Origin of the sequence: Pseudomonas sp., assembly GCF_049301935.1 — a bacterium.
Lineage (GTDB): Bacteria > Pseudomonadota > Gammaproteobacteria > Pseudomonadales > Pseudomonadaceae > Aquipseudomonas.
In genome coordinates this window covers 1-15,306 of record NZ_JBAQLP010000051.1, presented here as the reverse complement: position 1 = coordinate 15,306, position 15,306 = coordinate 1, and the positions used below count along the sequence as shown (strand labels likewise).

13 protein-coding genes are annotated in these 15,306 nt (G+C 62.2%); 9 read left to right on the top strand and 4 right to left on the bottom strand.

All coding sequences use genetic code 11. The features are described from left to right. Positions 1 to 1,083, top strand: a 1,083-nt coding sequence (gene ftsZ / locus WA145_RS06800; RefSeq protein ID WP_422580843.1) for a cell division protein FtsZ, incomplete at its 5' end; no start/stop codon positions are given. Positions 1,084 to 1,195: 112 nt separating this feature from the next. Continuing rightward, positions 1,196 to 2,107 (top strand): UDP-3-O-acyl-N-acetylglucosamine deacetylase, encoded by a 912-nt coding sequence (lpxC, locus tag WA145_RS06795; RefSeq protein ID WP_422580842.1) that lies wholly within the window; start codon positions 1,196 to 1,198, stop codon positions 2,105 to 2,107. A 259-nt stretch (positions 2,108 to 2,366) separates the two neighbouring features. Here the strand turns inward: lpxC and WA145_RS06790 are convergent, their stop codons facing one another. Next, complete coding sequence (locus tag WA145_RS06790) at positions 2,367 to 2,822, bottom strand: DUF721 domain-containing protein (protein ID WP_422580841.1); 456 nt, start codon at positions 2,820 to 2,822, stop codon at positions 2,367 to 2,369. A gap of 81 nt (positions 2,823 to 2,903) precedes the next feature. Between WA145_RS06790 and WA145_RS06785 the strand changes: the two genes are divergently transcribed. From WA145_RS06785 to WA145_RS06755, 7 genes are all read left to right on the top strand, one after another. Beyond that, positions 2,904 to 3,830, top strand: coding sequence for a M23 family metallopeptidase (locus WA145_RS06785; RefSeq protein WP_422580840.1), 927 nt, complete (start codon positions 2,904 to 2,906; stop codon positions 3,828 to 3,830). 117 nt (positions 3,831 to 3,947) lie between these two features. Further along, the gene (gene secA, locus WA145_RS06780) at positions 3,948 to 6,680 is read left to right on the top strand and encodes a preprotein translocase subunit SecA (protein ID WP_422580839.1); all 2,733 of its coding nucleotides are present in this window, start codon (positions 3,948 to 3,950) and stop codon (positions 6,678 to 6,680) included. A 144-nt stretch (positions 6,681 to 6,824) separates the two neighbouring features. Beyond that, the gene (gene argJ, locus WA145_RS06775) at positions 6,825 to 8,042 is read left to right on the top strand and encodes a bifunctional glutamate N-acetyltransferase/amino-acid acetyltransferase ArgJ (RefSeq protein WP_422580838.1); all 1,218 of its coding nucleotides are present in this window, start codon (positions 6,825 to 6,827) and stop codon (positions 8,040 to 8,042) included. Between the two features lie 127 nt (positions 8,043 to 8,169). Beyond that, on the top strand, positions 8,170 to 8,802 hold the full coding sequence (locus tag WA145_RS06770) for a glutathione S-transferase family protein (RefSeq protein ID WP_422580837.1): 633 nt from the start codon (positions 8,170 to 8,172) through the stop codon (positions 8,800 to 8,802). Further along, complete coding sequence (locus WA145_RS06765) at positions 8,799 to 9,740, top strand: Nudix family hydrolase (protein ID WP_422580836.1); 942 nt, start codon at positions 8,799 to 8,801, stop codon at positions 9,738 to 9,740. Before WA145_RS06770 ends, WA145_RS06765 begins: the two co-directional genes overlap by 4 nt. Positions 9,741 to 9,854: 114 nt before the next feature. Further along, entirely contained in the window at positions 9,855 to 10,910 is a 1,056-nt protein-coding gene (locus WA145_RS06760) for an HPP family protein (RefSeq protein WP_422580835.1), read from the top strand. Positions 10,911 to 10,964: 54 nt separating this feature from the next. Next, positions 10,965 to 11,858 (top strand): RluA family pseudouridine synthase, encoded by an 894-nt coding sequence (locus WA145_RS06755; RefSeq protein ID WP_422580834.1) that lies wholly within the window; start codon positions 10,965 to 10,967, stop codon positions 11,856 to 11,858. An 89-nt stretch (positions 11,859 to 11,947) separates the two neighbouring features. Here WA145_RS06755 and WA145_RS06750 read toward each other — a convergent pair whose 3' ends face one another. The 3 genes from WA145_RS06750 to WA145_RS06740 form a co-directional block, all read right to left on the bottom strand. After that, complete coding sequence (locus WA145_RS06750; protein ID WP_422580833.1) at positions 11,948 to 12,526, bottom strand: cob(I)yrinic acid a,c-diamide adenosyltransferase; 579 nt, start codon at positions 12,524 to 12,526, stop codon at positions 11,948 to 11,950. A gap of 2 nt (positions 12,527 to 12,528) precedes the next feature. Further along, positions 12,529 to 14,547, bottom strand: coding sequence for a sensor histidine kinase (locus tag WA145_RS06745; RefSeq protein ID WP_422580832.1), 2,019 nt, complete (start codon positions 14,545 to 14,547; stop codon positions 12,529 to 12,531). Positions 14,548 to 14,593: 46 nt separating this feature from the next. Further along, positions 14,594 to 15,306: putative 2-dehydropantoate 2-reductase (locus WA145_RS06740; RefSeq protein WP_422580831.1), on the bottom strand; the 713-nt coding region annotated here is incomplete at its 5' end.

Genomic DNA, 15,306 nt, shown 5'->3' with positions numbered 1-15,306 from the left:
GAAGGCGTCGAGTTCATCTGCGCCAACACGGATGCACAGGCACTGAAAAACATCGGCGCACGTACCGTGCTGCAACTGGGCACTGCGGTGACCAAGGGCCTCGGCGCGGGTGCCAATCCAGAAGTCGGCCGTCAGGCGGCCATGGAAGATCGCGAGCGTATCGCCGAAGTGCTGCAGGGCACCGATATGGTCTTTATCACCACCGGCATGGGCGGCGGTACCGGTACCGGTGCAGCCCCAGTAATTGCTCAGGTGGCCAAGGAAATGGGCATCCTCACCGTTGCGGTGGTGACCCGTCCGTTCCCGTTCGAAGGCAAGAAGCGCATGCTGATCGCCGAAGAAGGTATCCGCGCGCTGTCGGAAAGCGTCGACTCGCTGATCACCATCCCCAACGAAAAACTGCTGACCATCCTCGGTAAGGACGCCAGCCTCTTGTCGGCTTTCGCCAAGGCCGACGATGTACTGGCCGGTGCCGTGCGCGGTATCTCCGACATCATCAAGCGTCCAGGGATGATCAACGTCGACTTTGCCGACGTGAAAACCGTGATGAGCGAAATGGGCATGGCGATGATGGGCACTGGCTGCGCCAGCGGTCCGAACCGTGCACGTGAAGCCACCGAGGCGGCGATTCGTAACCCGCTGCTGGAAGACGTCAACCTGCAAGGTGCGCGCGGCATTCTGGTGAACATCACCGCCGGCCCTGATCTGTCCCTGGGTGAGTACTCCGACGTCGGTAACATCATCGAGCAGTTCGCCTCCGAGCACGCCACCGTCAAGGTCGGCACGGTGATCGATCCGGACATGCGCGACGAGCTGCACGTCACTGTAGTTGCCACGGGTCTGGGTGCGCGTATCGAGAAGCCGGTCAAGGTTATCGACAATACTGTGCAAGTTTCTGCCAGCACTGCTAGCCACGCGGCAGCCCCGGCGCGTGCCGAGCAGAGCGTCAATTACAAGGACTACGAGCGCCCTACCGTTCAGCGTCAAAGCCACGGCGGCGCTGCCACGGCGGCCAAGCTGAACCCACAGGATGATCTGGATTATCTGGACATCCCGGCGTTCCTGCGTCGTCAGGCCGATTGATGAAATGTATCAGGAGTATTAGGGTGATTGGTGTTCAGCAAAGGCCGGTTCTGCTATCATCGCCGGCCATTGTTGAAAACTATTCGCAACTAGTGCTATAGCGGCCAAAGCCATGATCAGACAACGCACCCTGAAGAACATCATCCGCGCCACTGGCGTAGGCCTGCATTCCGGGGAAAAGGTATACCTGACCCTGAAGCCGGCACCGGTGGACACCGGTATCGTGTTCCGTCGTACCGACTTGGACCCTGTCGTGGAAATTCCCGCGCGTGCAGGCAATGTTGGTGAAACCACCATGTCGACCACCTTGGTCAATGGTGATGTCAAGGTGGATACGGTAGAGCACCTGCTTTCGGCCATGGCTGGCCTGGGCATCGATAACGCCTACGTCGAGCTCTCCGCGTCCGAAGTCCCGATCATGGATGGCAGTGCGGGTCCCTTTGTATTCCTGATTCAATCTGCTGGTTTGCAAGAGCAGGAAGCCCACAAGCAGTTCATCCGCATCCTTCGTGAAGTGACAGTCGAAGAGGGCGACAAGCGCGCCACCTTCGTGCCTTTTGAAGGGTTCAAGGTGACCTTCGAGATCGATTTCGATCACCCGGTGTTCCGCAATCGCACCCAGTCGGCCAGCGTGGACTTCTCCAGCACCTCGTTTGTGAAGGAAGTCAGTCGCGCTCGCACCTTCGGTTTTATGCGTGATATCGAGTTCCTCCGTTCACAGAACCTGGCACTCGGCGGCAGCGTAGATAACGCCATTGTGGTAGACGAGTTCCGCGTGTTGAACGAAGACGGCCTGCGTTACGAGGACGAGTTCGTCAAACACAAGATTCTCGATGCGATCGGTGACCTTTACCTGCTGGGTAATAGCCTGATTGGCGAGTTCAAGGGTTTCAAATCGGGGCATGCGCTGAACAATCGCCTGCTGCGCGCCCTGATCGAGCAAACCGATGCCTGGGAAGTCGTCACCTTTGACGACCCCAACACCGCGCCAATCTCTTACATGCGCCCGGTTGCGGCCGTGTAACGCAATACCCTCCTTCTTTTCTTTCAAAGGCCACCTTCGGGTGGCCTTTTTTTATGGCTATGTGCCAATTAAGAGTTGTCGACAATGCTGGAGGGTTCTGCGGAACCGTAGGAGCGGCCTTGGCCGCGATGTTTCTCTATTGACTTCGATTCGCGGGCAAGCCCGCTCCTACAGGGGCTGAGCATGTCGGCAACAGCCAACTGAGACATAGCCTTTTTTATAACCTGGATTTGCCCCAGTGTTGCGCGGCCAAGGTGCTTTATTCGCTGGGCTTAGCGTGTTTGGCCAGCCGTTCCAGGGCGGCGCGTAGCTTGGGGTCGCTGATGCCGTCGGCGGTGGCCTGGATGTTTTCTGCGGCGCTGCTGGACAGGCTGATTGTGCGACCCGGTGCACGCCTTTCGGCAGTCGGAGGTTGCACCTTGAACAGGATCTTGGTTAAGGTCGCGAACTCTTCGAGTGCCTGCAGCTGTTTCAACAAGCGTTTTTGTTGATAGCGCAGGCGCGTGGCCCAATGGCCATCGGTGATGATCAGCAGCAGGCAACCCTCGCGCCATGACGCTACATGGCAGTGTTCGCGAGCAGCAGGCTGTAGCTGGCTTGCCAGTAGGTGCTGCAGGCGATCAATACGTTGCGCTTGATTGAACAGCGCCTTCAGGGGTTTCGCTTCGCGCAACAGCGCGGCGGGAGCCCGGGCCGGCAAAGGACGAAATGTCATGGCAGGACGCCTGAAAAAGTGGAGCCGCCATGGTAGCAGAATCGCTGCTGCCGACCGTGGCTTCACCACTAGGGGAACGCCTTGCACATCATTTTACTTAGTCGGCAGCATGCTGCCGCGCGCTCGCTCAGTCTGGATCTGCGCTGGATATTGCTGGCGTTGCTGCTGGCACTCGGCGCAGCGCTGGCCAGCGGTGTGGCCGTTGGCGCCTGGTGGGCGCCGGCTACCGTGACGGTGCATGACGACACCCAGCTCAATCAGGCGATGGATCAACAACGCGCCGAGGTTGGCGAAGTGCGTCGCGACGCGCAGCGGCAGTTGGACGCCTTCGCTGCGCATGTGGCCGAGCTGCAGGCACGCCTGACCCGTCTGGATGCCTTGGGTGCACGCCTGACCGAACTGGCGGATCTGGATGCCAGCGAATTCGATTTCTCCCTCAATGTTGGCCAGGGCGGTGCGGAAGACGCCCTGGGCGATGCCGCGTATGCGCCGCCGCCGTTTATGGACGAGCTCGATCGCCTGAGCTTGCGCCTGGACAGCCGTGAGCAGCTGCTTGAAGTGCTGGAGCAAATGATCGGCGAGCGTCAGCTGAGTGAGGCTGAATACCTGTCCGGCATGCCGGTGCGCCATGGCTATATGTCCTCGCCCTTCGGTCGCCGTGTGCACCCGCTGACCGGGCGCAACACCCAGCATAAAGGGGTCGACTTTGCCGCCAAACCGGGCAGCGACGTGGTGGCTGTTGCGGCCGGGGTGGTAAGTTTCTCCGGGGTCAAATCGGGTTATGGCAATGTTGTGGAAATCAGTCATGCCGATGGCTACACCACCCTCTATGCGCACAACAAGAGCAATGAGGTGCAGATCGGTGATCTGGTGCAGCGCGGTCAGACCATTGCCAAGGTCGGCCGCAGCGGTCGCGCCAGTGGTTACCATGTGCACTTCGAGGTCACCAAGCATGGCCGGGTGGTCAATCCAGCCAGCTATATAGCCCGGGTTAACGACGTCGAATAACGCCGCTTTCCTCGTTTGCGTTTCCGGGTAGAATGCCCCCTTCGCACGCAGCCCTAAAGGCTGCATGGGTCGCTGTTCAGCCGCCCTCAATCCATACGCCTGGAAGATCCTGTCGATATGTTTGCGCCTTTGTTGAAAAAACTCTTTGGAAGCAAGAACGAGCGTGAAGTCAAACGCATGCTCAAGGCGGTACAAGCCGTCAATGCCTTCGAGGAGCAGATGCTTGCCCTGTCCGATGAGCAACTGCGGGCCAAGACGGATGAGTTCAAAGCCCGTCTGGCCAAAGGCGAAACCCTCGACCAGCTGCTTGCCGAAGCCTTTGCGGTCGCCCGCGAAGCCGGCAAGCGGGTAATGGGCATGCGCCACTTCGACGTGCAGCTGATTGGTGGTATGACCCTGCACGAAGGCAAGATCGCCGAGATGCGCACCGGTGAGGGCAAGACCCTGGTGGCGACCCTGGCGGTGTACCTCAATGCGCTGTCCGGCAAGGGCGTGCATGTGGTCACGGTCAACGATTACCTGGCCCGCCGCGATGCCAACTGGATGCGTCCGCTGTATGAATTCCTCGGTATGAGCGTGGGTATCGTCACCCCCTTTATGCCGCCGGAAGAGAAGCGTGAAGCCTACGCCGCCGATATCACCTACGGCACCAACAACGAATTCGGCTTCGATTACCTGCGCGATAACATGGCCTTCAGCCTGGAAGACAAATTCCAGCGCGAGCTGAATTTCGCCGTAATCGACGAAGTTGACTCCATTCTGATTGACGAAGCACGCACTCCGCTGATCATCTCCGGCCAGGCCGAAGACAGCTCGCGCCTCTACACCGAGATCAACAAACTGATCCCGCGCCTCAAGCTGCATGTTGAGGAAGAAGAGGGCGTGGTCACCCAGGAAGGCCACTACAAGGTCGACGAGAAGGCGCGCCAGGTCGAGCTGAATGAATCGGGCCACCAGTATGTTGAAGAAATGCTCACCGAAGTCGGCTTGCTGGCCGAGGGCGAGAGTCTGTATTCGGCGCATAACCTGGGCCTGCTGACCCACGTTTACTCCGGCCTGCGTGCGCACAAGCTGTTCAACCGCAACGTTGAATACATCGTGCAGAACAATCAGGTGCTGCTGATCGACGAACACACCGGCCGCACTATGCCGGGTCGTCGTCTGTCCGAAGGCCTGCACCAGGCGATCGAGGACAAAGAAAGCCTGCCGATTCAGGCCGAGAGCCAGACCCTGGCCTCGACCACCTTCCAGAACTACTTCCGCCTGTACAGCAAGCTGTCCGGCATGACCGGTACCGCCGATACCGAAGCGTTCGAGTTCCATCAGATCTACGGTTTGGCGGTGATCGTCATCCCGACCAACCGTGCCCTGGCGCGTAAGGACTTCAACGACCTGGTCTACCTGACGGCGGAAGAGAAGTACGCCGCCATTGTCACCGACATCAAGGAAAGCCTGGCGCTGGGGCGTCCGGTGCTGGTCGGTACGGCCACCATCGAAACCTCCGAGCACATGTCCAAGCTGCTCAATCAGGAAGGCATCGAGCACAAGGTACTTAACGCCAAGTTCCACGAGAAGGAAGCGGAAATCATTGCCCAGGCCGGTCGCCCGGGCGCGCTGACCATTGCCACCAACATGGCCGGTCGCGGTACCGACATCCTGTTGGGCGGCAACTGGGAAGTCGAAGTGGCCAGCCTGGAAAACGCCACACCCGAGCAGATCGCGCAGATCAAGGCCGACTGGCAGAAGCGTCATCAGCAGGTGATCGAGTCGGGCGGCCTGCATGTGATCGCCTCCGAACGTCACGAATCACGCCGTATCGACAACCAGCTGCGTGGTCGTGCGGGTCGCCAGGGTGACCCAGGCTCCAGCCGGTTCTACCTGTCGCTGGAAGACAGCCTGATGCGCATCTTTGCCTCGGACCGGGTAAAGAACTTTATGAAGGCCCTGGGCATGCAGTCCGGTGAAGCCATCGAACACCGCATGGTCAGCAACGCCATCGAAAAGGCCCAGCGCAAGGTTGAAGGCCGTAACTTCGACATGCGTAAGCAGCTGCTGGAGTTCGACGACGTGGCCAACGAGCAGCGCAAAGTGATCTACCACATGCGCAACACGCTGCTGGCTGCCGACAACATCGGCGAAACCATTGCCGAGTTCCGCCAGGAAGTCCTGGATCACACCATCAACCAGCACATCGCGCCGCAGTCGCTGCCTGAGCAGTGGGATATCGCTGGTCTGGAAGAAGCGCTGTACAGCGGCTTCAACCTGCGTCTGCCGATCCAGCAGTGGCTTGACGATGACCACAAGCTGTACGAAGAGACCCTGCGCGCGCGCATTCTCGAAGAGCTGGTCAGCGCCTACAACGAGAAAGAAAACCAAGCCAGCGCAGAAGCCCTGCGCACCTTCGAGAAGCAGATTCTGCTGCGCGTGCTCGACGACCTGTGGAAAGACCACCTGTCGACCATGGATCACCTGCGTCACGGCATTCACCTGCGCGGCTATGCGCAGAAGAACCCCAAGCAGGAATACAAGCGCGAGTCTTTCACCCTGTTCCAGGAGCTGCTGGATTCGATCAAGCGTGACACCATCCGTGTGCTCTCGCATGTGCAGGTGCGCCGTGAAGACCCGGCCGAAGAAGAGGCCCGCCTGCGTCGTGAGGCCGAAGCCTTGGCCGAGCGCATGCAGTTCCAGCACGCCGAAGCCTCGGCGCTGCTGCCGCAAGCCGCCGAAGAAGACGGTGATGTAGCGGTTGCCGTGGCGCCGGTGCGCACCGAGCCGAAGATTGGCCGCAACGAGCCGTGCCCCTGTGGTTCCGGCAAGAAGTACAAGCACTGTCACGGTCAGGTTAGCTAACCTGGCTGATGCCGACTAAAGGCGGGTTAAGCCGACAGGCAAGTTGGCTATGCTTGACCCAGCTTGAATAACGCCGCGAACGGTCTGACCGCTCGCGGCGTTTTACCATCGCAAAAAATCCTACCCCCTCAAGGAGCGTTCTCTATGGCTGTTGGTCTTGGCCCGTTGTCTACCCTGCATCCGGTTCCAGGTTTTGAACTGGGCATCGCCTCGGCGGGCATCAAGCGCCCAGGGCGCAAAGATGTGGTGGTGATGCGCTGTGCCGAAGGCTCCACGGTGGCCGGGGTGTTCACCCTCAATGCGTTCTGCGCCGCGCCGGTGATCCTGGCCAAGAAGCGCGTGCTGGGCAGCGTGCGTTACCTGCTGACCAATACCGGTAACGCCAACGCCGGCACCGGCGAGCCGGGCCTTGCGAATGCCATGCGCACCTGCGCCGCTCTGGCGCAGTTGACCGGTGTGGATGAAGGCGCGGTGCTGCCGTTCTCCACCGGGGTGATTGGCGAGCCGCTGCCGGTCGAGAAGATCGAAGGCGCGCTGCAAGCGGCTCTCGACGACTTGTCCGAGAACCACTGGGCCGAAGCTGCCACTGGCATCATGACCACCGACACCCTGCCCAAGGGCGCCAGTCGCCAGTTTGTCCACGATGGCGTCACCGTCACGGTGACCGGCATCAGCAAAGGCGCCGGGATGATCAAGCCGAACATGGCGACCATGCTCGGTTATATCGCCACCGACGCCAAGGTCGCCCAGGCCGTGCTGCAGGACCTGCTGCGCGATGCGGCAAACAAGTCGTTCAACCGCATCACCATCGACGGCGATACGTCGACCAACGACTGTTGCATGCTGATCGCTACCGGTAAGGCCGCCCTGCCGGAAATCACCCAGGCCAGCGGCGACCTATTCGCCAAGCTTAAGGAAGCGGTGTTCAGCGTGTGCATGGAAGTGGCCCAGGCCATCGTTCGCGACGGTGAAGGCGCGACCAAGTTCGTCACCGTACAGGTCAACGGCGGTGCAACCCATCAGGAATGTCTGGACGTCGGTTACGCCGTGGCTCACTCACCGCTGATCAAGACTGCACTGTTTGCCTCCGACCCGAACTGGGGGCGTATCCTCGCGGCCGTCGGCCGTGCCGGCGTGGCGCAGCTGGATGTCAGCTTGATCGATGTGTTCCTTGGCGATGTGTGCATCGCCAGCCGTGGTTGCCGCGCCGCCAGTTACACCGAAGAGCAGGGCGCCGCGGTGATGACCAAGGAAGAGATCAGCATCCGCATCGAACTGGGGCGCGGCAGCTGCAGCGAGACCATCTGGACCACCGACCTGTCCCATGAGTACGTGAAGATCAACGCCGAGTACCGCACCTGATCCGCCACGCCCCTGTTGTTTGACTGCTCTGCATTCCCGGTATTCATGGACCCATGAATACCGGGAATTTGCTATTCGGAGAGTCGCCTTTTAAGGTCTCTTGACCTTCCCGTATCGAGCGCTGCCCATGTCTCTTACTCTGGTTATCGGCGATAAAACCTATTCGTCCTGGTCGCTGCGTGCGGCGCTGGCCCTGGAGTTGACTGGCGTGGCCTACGCCGAACAGCTGATTACCCTGGACCGCCCCGACACCCGCACACTGATTCTGCAGCACTCGCCGACCGGCAAGGTGCCATTGCTGATCAGTGATGACGGGGCCATCTGGGATTCCCTGGCGATTGCCGAGTACCTGGCCGAATGCTTCCCCGCTGCTCAGCTTTGGCCGCAGGCGCGGGACGCCCGCGCGTTGGCGCGCAGTGCCTGCGCCGAGATGCACAGCGGTTTTGTCGCGCTACGCAGTCACCTGCCGATGGATCTCAAGCGCAACCAGGCGTTGGCTGAAATACCCGCCGATGCCGTGGCCGATATTCAGCGTATCTGCGCCTTGTGGGCCGAGTGCAAGCAGCGCTTTGGAAAGGAAGGCGGCTTCCTGTTTGGTCAGCCCTGCCTGGCCGATGCCTTCTTTGCCCCGGTGGCGGCGCGTTTGCGCAGTTATCAGGTGGCGCTGCCGGCCGCGGCTGCCGCCTATGTCGAGACGATTTATCAGTGGCCGGCGTTTCAGCGCTGGTACCAAGCTGCCCAGGAGGAACATCTGGCGTGAAGCGTATTCATGTAGCCGCCGCAGTTATTCGTGGCGTGGACGGGCAGATCCTGCTCGCCAAACGGCCCGAGGATAAGCATCAGGGCGGCCTTTGGGAGTTTCCCGGCGGCAAGGTCGAGCCCGGCGAAACGCTGCAGACATCCCTGGCCCGTGAGCTGGAAGAGGAGCTGGGCATTCGTCCCAGCGCCGCGCGGCCGTTGATTCAGGTGCGTCACGATTACCCGGACAAGCAGGTGCTGCTGGACGTCTGGGAGGTCTCGGCGTTTACCGGTGAACCCCATGGCGCCGAAGGTCAGCCGCTGGCCTGGGTCAGCCCGCGGCAGTTGGGTGACTATGAGTTTCCCGCCGCCAATCGACCGATTGTCGCCGCCGCACGTTTGCCCGAGCATTATCTGATCACCCCCGAGGGGCTGAGCGGGCCTGAGCTGCTGCGCGGTATCCAGGCTGCCCTGAAGAGCGGCATCCGCCTGCTGCAACTGCGCGCCCCGGCGATGTTTGATGCGCAGTACCGCGATATTGCCGTGGATGCCCTCGGCCTCTGTGCCGGCAAGGCGCAGCTGATGCTCAAGGGTCCGTTGGAGTGGCTGGGCGACTTTCCCGCCGCTGGCTGGCACCTGACGGCGCAGCAGCTGCGTGAGTTGAGCGCCGGCGGCCGGCCGTTTCCAGCGCAACGCTGGCTAGCGGCCTCCTGCCACAGTGCGCAGGAGCTGGCGCTGGCCACGCAGATGGGCGTGGACTTCATCACCCTGTCCCCCGTGCAAGCCACCCAGACCCACCCCGCTGCGCAGCCACTGGGTTGGGCCCAGGTTGCCGAGCTGCTGCAGGGTTTCAATCAGCCGGCCTACCTGCTGGGTGGCGTTACCCCGGCCGCTGTAGAGCAGGCCTGGCAGGTCGGCGCCCAGGGCGTGGCGGGGATTCGCGCGTTCTGGCCGGAGTAACTGCCACCTCTGGGCAAAGGGCGTTATAGTCGCGCCCTCAAATGGTGCGCGGCAGGTGAGCGGTTGACGGTGCAAGGCATTAAAGCGTGGTTGAAGGGCTTCTGGCCCGCGCCCATGACGGTCAGTCTGAGCGAGCGGGCGCTGAGCTGTGTGGGCGCGGTGCTGGGGTTGCTGTTCAGTGGCTGGCTCTGTCATGAGGTGCTGGGCAGTGCCAGCCCCTGGCTGATCGCACCCATGGGCGCCTCTGCCGTGCTGCTGTTTGCCGTGCCAGCCAGCCCTTTGGCACAGCCCTGGTCAATCTTCGCTGGCAACCTGATCTCCGCTCTGATTGGTGTGACCTGCGCCAGCTGGCTCGGTCACGACGCATGGGTGGCCGCGTTGGCCGGTGGCCTGGCGATTGCCGGAATGTTTGCCCTGCGCTGCCTGCATCCACCGGGTGGCGCGGTGGCCCTGACCGCCGTGCTGGCCGGGTCGGAAGTGGCCCAGCTGGGTTATCACTTCGCCCTCTACCCGGTGGGGCTGAACTCCATTGGCCTGCTGCTGATCGCGCTGCTGTTCAATAACGTCTTGCGCCGGCAGTACCCGCACCGCCCGCTTGAACATGGCAACGTGCACAAGACCCGCGACCCGATCCCCCGTGATCGCCTGAGTTTCACCCCGGCGGACCTGGATGCGGTGCTCAAGGCGCGCGGCGAGTTGCTCGATATTTCCCGCGAAGACCTGGAAGAGATTCTCCTGCAAACCGAGGCGCGGGCGTATCAGCGCCGCTTTGGCGAGGTGCGCTGCGCCGACATCATGTCCCGTGATGTGCAGAGCCTGACGGAGTACAGCAGCCTCGCCGAAGCGCGTTTGAGCCTGCATAAGCATCGGCTCAGCGCCATGCCGGTGCTCAACCCGCAGGGTGAACTGCAGGGCATGCTCAGCCTGCATGATCTGTTGCTGGCAGACGCCGATACGCAGACCGTCAGCCAATGCATGCGCCGGCAGGCGCCGACCTGTCGCGCCGACTGGCCAGTGACCTATTTGCTGCAGATGCTCACGGATAGCGACGTGCATCGGCTGCCCGTGGTGGATGATCAGCGTCAGTTGCTGGGTATCGTCAGCCAGTCCGACCTGCTGGCGGCGCTGTTTCGCATGTCGCTGCAGAGCTCAGCGTCGGGCACGGGTTAAGCGCTGCTCTGGGTTATCCTGTGTCTTTCCGCTGCCTGGCTGCCGAGTGTGTTCATGTCTGTTGAAGCCCGTTCCCCCTCGAATATGCGCCCCAGCACCCTGCACCTGCCCCATGGCAACTGGGCGACGGTGTTCGAGTGCCTGTGCGCGCATTTTCCGGCGATTGCACCAAAGGTGTGGCAGGAACGGATCGCCCGTGGCCGGGTGCTGGATGCCCAGGGCCAGCCACTGGGGATGACGGCGACGTATCGCGAAGGGCTCAAGGTGCATTATTTTCGCGAGGTGGCGGCCGAGACGCCGATTCCCTTTGAAGAGGCCCTGCTGCATCTCGATGAGCACCTGCTGGTGGCCGACAAGCCACATTTTCTGCCGGTGATGCCGGCCGGCGCATACGTCGAGCAGACGCTGCAGGCGCGGCTGGCCAAGCGCCTGGGCAATGCCGACCTGGTGCCGCTGCACCGGATTGATCGGCACACCGCCGGCCTGGTGCTGTTTTCCACCAATCGCCAGAGCCGTGGCCAGTACCAGGCGCTGTTTCGCCTGCGGCAGATGGACAAGTGCTACGAGGCGCTGGCGGCGGCCTTGCCGCAGCTGGACTTTCCACTGCTGCGGGCGACCCGGCTGGAGGGCGCCGAGCCGTTCTTTCGCATGCAGGAAGTGGCCGGTGAGGCCAACACGGAAACCCGCATCGAAGTCGCCCAGCGCCTGGGCGAGCACTGGCTGTACCGGCTGTATCCGGTCACGGGCAAGAAGCACCAGCTGCGCGTGCACCTGGCCGCGCTGGGTGCGCCGATTCTCAATGATCCGTTCTATCCCGAGGTCACCGATGCACCGGATGCTTTGGATGACTACAGCAAGCCGCTAAAGCTGCTGGCCAAGGGCCTGAGCTTTATCGACCCGCTAACCGGTGAGCGGCGTAGTTTCGAAAGCCAGCTTAGCCTGCTCTGAGGTCGTAGGGTGGATGGCGTTTTATCCATCCACCAGCCTGCGATGGTGGATGAAAAAAGCGTCATCCACCCTACATGGCTGCTTTAGCTTTACGGCTCTTTGGCAGCCGCCTGCCAGAGCACTTCAGCGATCCCCTGGCGCTTGGCGATCAGCCGCGCGGCGACAAACAGCAGGTCGGACAGGCGGTTGACGTAGGCCAGGCCAACGCCGCGAATCGGTTCTACGGCGTTGAGATGCTGACAGCGGCGCTCGGCGCCGCGGGCCAGGCTGCGGCACACATGCGCCTGGGCGATCAGGCGCGAGCCGCCGGGCAGGATGAAATTCTCCAGCGGGCCAACTTCTTCATTCCAGCGGTCGATAGCCGCTTCCAGTCGCTCGATTTCCGGCGTCTGCAGGGCCTGGTAGTCAGGCATTGCCAGTTCACCGCCGAGGTCAAACAGGCGGTGCTGGCAGGGCGCGAGCACCTCGATGATCTCATTCAACCCAGGGCATTCGGTTGCATGCTCGGCTAGGTCAGCCAGCAGCAAACCGATATGGCTGTTCAGCGTATCGACCTCGCCCATGGCATCCACCCGAGGGTGGTCCTTGGTCACGCGGCGGCCATCGGCCAGGCCGGTTTCGCCGGCGTCGCCAGTGCGGGTGTAGATTTTCGAGAGGCGGTAACCCATGTTCAAAGACCTGTGTCAGGGGTGGCGGTGCTCAATGGTAGACGCAGGGTAAAGCAGGTGCCCTGGCCTGCTGCGGACTGCACTTCCATCTGTCCTTTGTGGTTGTTGGTGATGATGAAGTAGGACACCGACAGGCCGAGCCCCGTGCCCTGGCCGACTTCCTTGGTGGTGAAGAACGGCTCGAAGATGCGCTTGCGCACCGACTCGGGCATGCCGACGCCATTGTCCTCCACCTGGATTTCCGCCCAGGGCGGCGCCAGGCGTACGCGCAGGGTGATCTGCCCGGGTGTCGTGCTGTCGTCGCGCTGGTGGATGGCCTGGGCGGCGTTTTTCAACAGGTTGAGCAGCACCTGTTCCAGTTCGTTGGCGGTGGCCGGCACAGGCGGTAGGTCGGCGGCGAACTCGCGCTGGATGCGCAGGCTCTTGAAGTCGAAGCTGTCGGTCAGGTCGAAGTCATTGCTGGCGATTTCCACAGCCTGGTCGACCAGTGCCGGCAATTGACACGGCGCCAGCTGGCGGTCGCTGCGGCGGCTGAAATTGAGCATATGGCTGACGATCTTCGCCGCCCGGCTGCCGGCCTGCTGGATGCCGTCGAGCAGGCGCGGGATTTCCCGGGCATTCAGGTAACGGTCGATGGCTTCCAGGCTGATGCCGGCCTGCTCGGCCTGCTCACGGTTCTTTTCCAGCTCGGGTGACAGGCGCCTGCGGATGTTCTGCACGTTATGCAGGATGGCCCCCAGCGGGTTGTTGATCTCATGCGCCATGCCGGCGGCGAGACCACCGACCGAGAGCATCTTCTCTGACTGCACCATCATTTCTTCCAGATTGAGGCGCTGGGTGATGTCGTCGATCCGGATCACCACGCCGCGGCCACTACCGCCTGTCAAAGGGTAGAAGGTCAGGGCGAAGTGCCGTGGCTGCTCGTTGCTGCCCCAGGTGACCCGTTCGATCTTTTCCACCTGATGCTGCTCGACGGTGCGCCTTAGCTGCGGCAGAAAGGGCTTGAGTGGCGGGAAGGCGAGGAAGATCGGCTGGTTCAGTGCTTCGTCCAGACGGGTGCCGGAGAGGCTACTGGCTTCCTGGTTCCACTGGGTGACGTAGAGTTGTTCGTCGAGGGCGATCAGCGCCGAGGGCATGGAGTCGATGATGCTGTTGAGGTACTTCTGAAAGCCGGTGAGCTTCTTCTCGATCTTGCCGCGCACCTGCACTTCCAGCTCCAGCTTGCGGTTGGAATGGCGGGTTTCCTCGGCCAGGTGCTGGGCCTGATCGAAGGCTTCCTGAGCGTCGTCACGGGCGCGTTTGAGCTGCTGTTCGCGGGCTTCGATGCGCACCAGCATGGTGTTGAAGGCGTCGGCCAGGTTGCCGATTTCGTCGCGATTACCCCGGCGTGCGCGCAGGGCGTAGTTTTCTTCGCGGGTGACTTGGCGCGAGAGTTCTTCCAGGCGGCGGATGGGACGGGTGATCAGGCGGCGCACCTGGCGCGAGACGATCAGCCAGAGCAGCACGCTAAAGGCCAAAATCACCAGGCTGGCGGTCAGGGTGCCGGTGTAAAACACCCCCGGCAGTTCGCTGGAGGCCACCAGCAGCAGATGGCCAGACTTGCCCGTGGCTTGCGGCAGTTCGACCAGCTGGTTGATGCGAAACTCGCTATGGCGCCAGGACTCGACCTCTTCGACGCGTTGCGGCAGTTGTAGTTTGGTGCCGCGCTGCAGCTGCGCCAGGTTCAGGCCCTTGGCGTCATAGATCACCGCCGCGCGCAGCGGTGCGTAGTCGTCCAGGCGCCTAAGCAGGGCCTGGGCGGCAGTGGGGGAACTCAGCGCTTCCTGGCTCAGTGGCGGGCTGGCAATCAGCCTGCCGAGGGTGTGCAAGGCCTGGGGCGCTACGCTTTCCTGAGAGATCCAGTAGGCCGCGCTGATAAAGGCCAGGTTGGCCACCAGCAGTACGGTGGCGAGCAAAGCCAGCAGGGCGACCAGCAGCTTGCGGCCGACCGGCAGGTTTTCGAGGCTTTGTCGCAGGGGCATGGCGAGCTGTCGCGGTGGCGGAAGTACGGGCAGGTTAACGCGGGCCTCAGTGGCTGGGCAATCCGCGTGCATTAAGGTGGGCCAGTAGTTGGCTGTGCAGTGCCTGTAGATGTGGCAGCACCAGTCGGTGACGTTGTCCGGCATTGCAGGCGTAACCCAGCAGGTAGGCGATTTCCGTGCGGCGACCCTGGCGGACATCCTGGTGCATGGATGAGTAGTTGGCGGCCGTGGCCTGGATCACCCGCTGCACTTCGTCATGCAGATCCGTGGCGGCTGCGCTGTGGCCACAGCGGTGCAGCAGCTCGCTGAGCTCGCTGCACAGGCAGGCGACTTGCGCCGGATGCTCACGCAGCCCGCCATTGCGGCAGTCATGCAGCACGGTCAGCGGGTTGATCGCGCAGTTCAGCGCCAGCTTGCGCCATAGCCGGCTGAGGATATCCAGGCTCCAGTCGTGAACAATGCCGGCCTGGTGCAAGTCCTCTAGCCAGGTGGGCGGCTGCAGCTCCAGTGGGTCGCCGAGCCAGGTATGGCCGTGGCCGGCAAATACCACCTGAAAGTCCGCCTGACGAAACGCGCCTTCGGTGCTGGAGGCAAAGATACAGCGCGCCTGGGGTACTGCGCGGGCGACCTCGTCCTGGCTGCCCAGGCCATTTTGCAGCAGGAGGATTTCGGCACCAGGGGCCAGGCGCGGCGCCAGTTGGCTTATCGCCGCGGCGGCGTCATAGGCCTTGCAGGCCAGCAGCAGGCGCTGGATCGGCT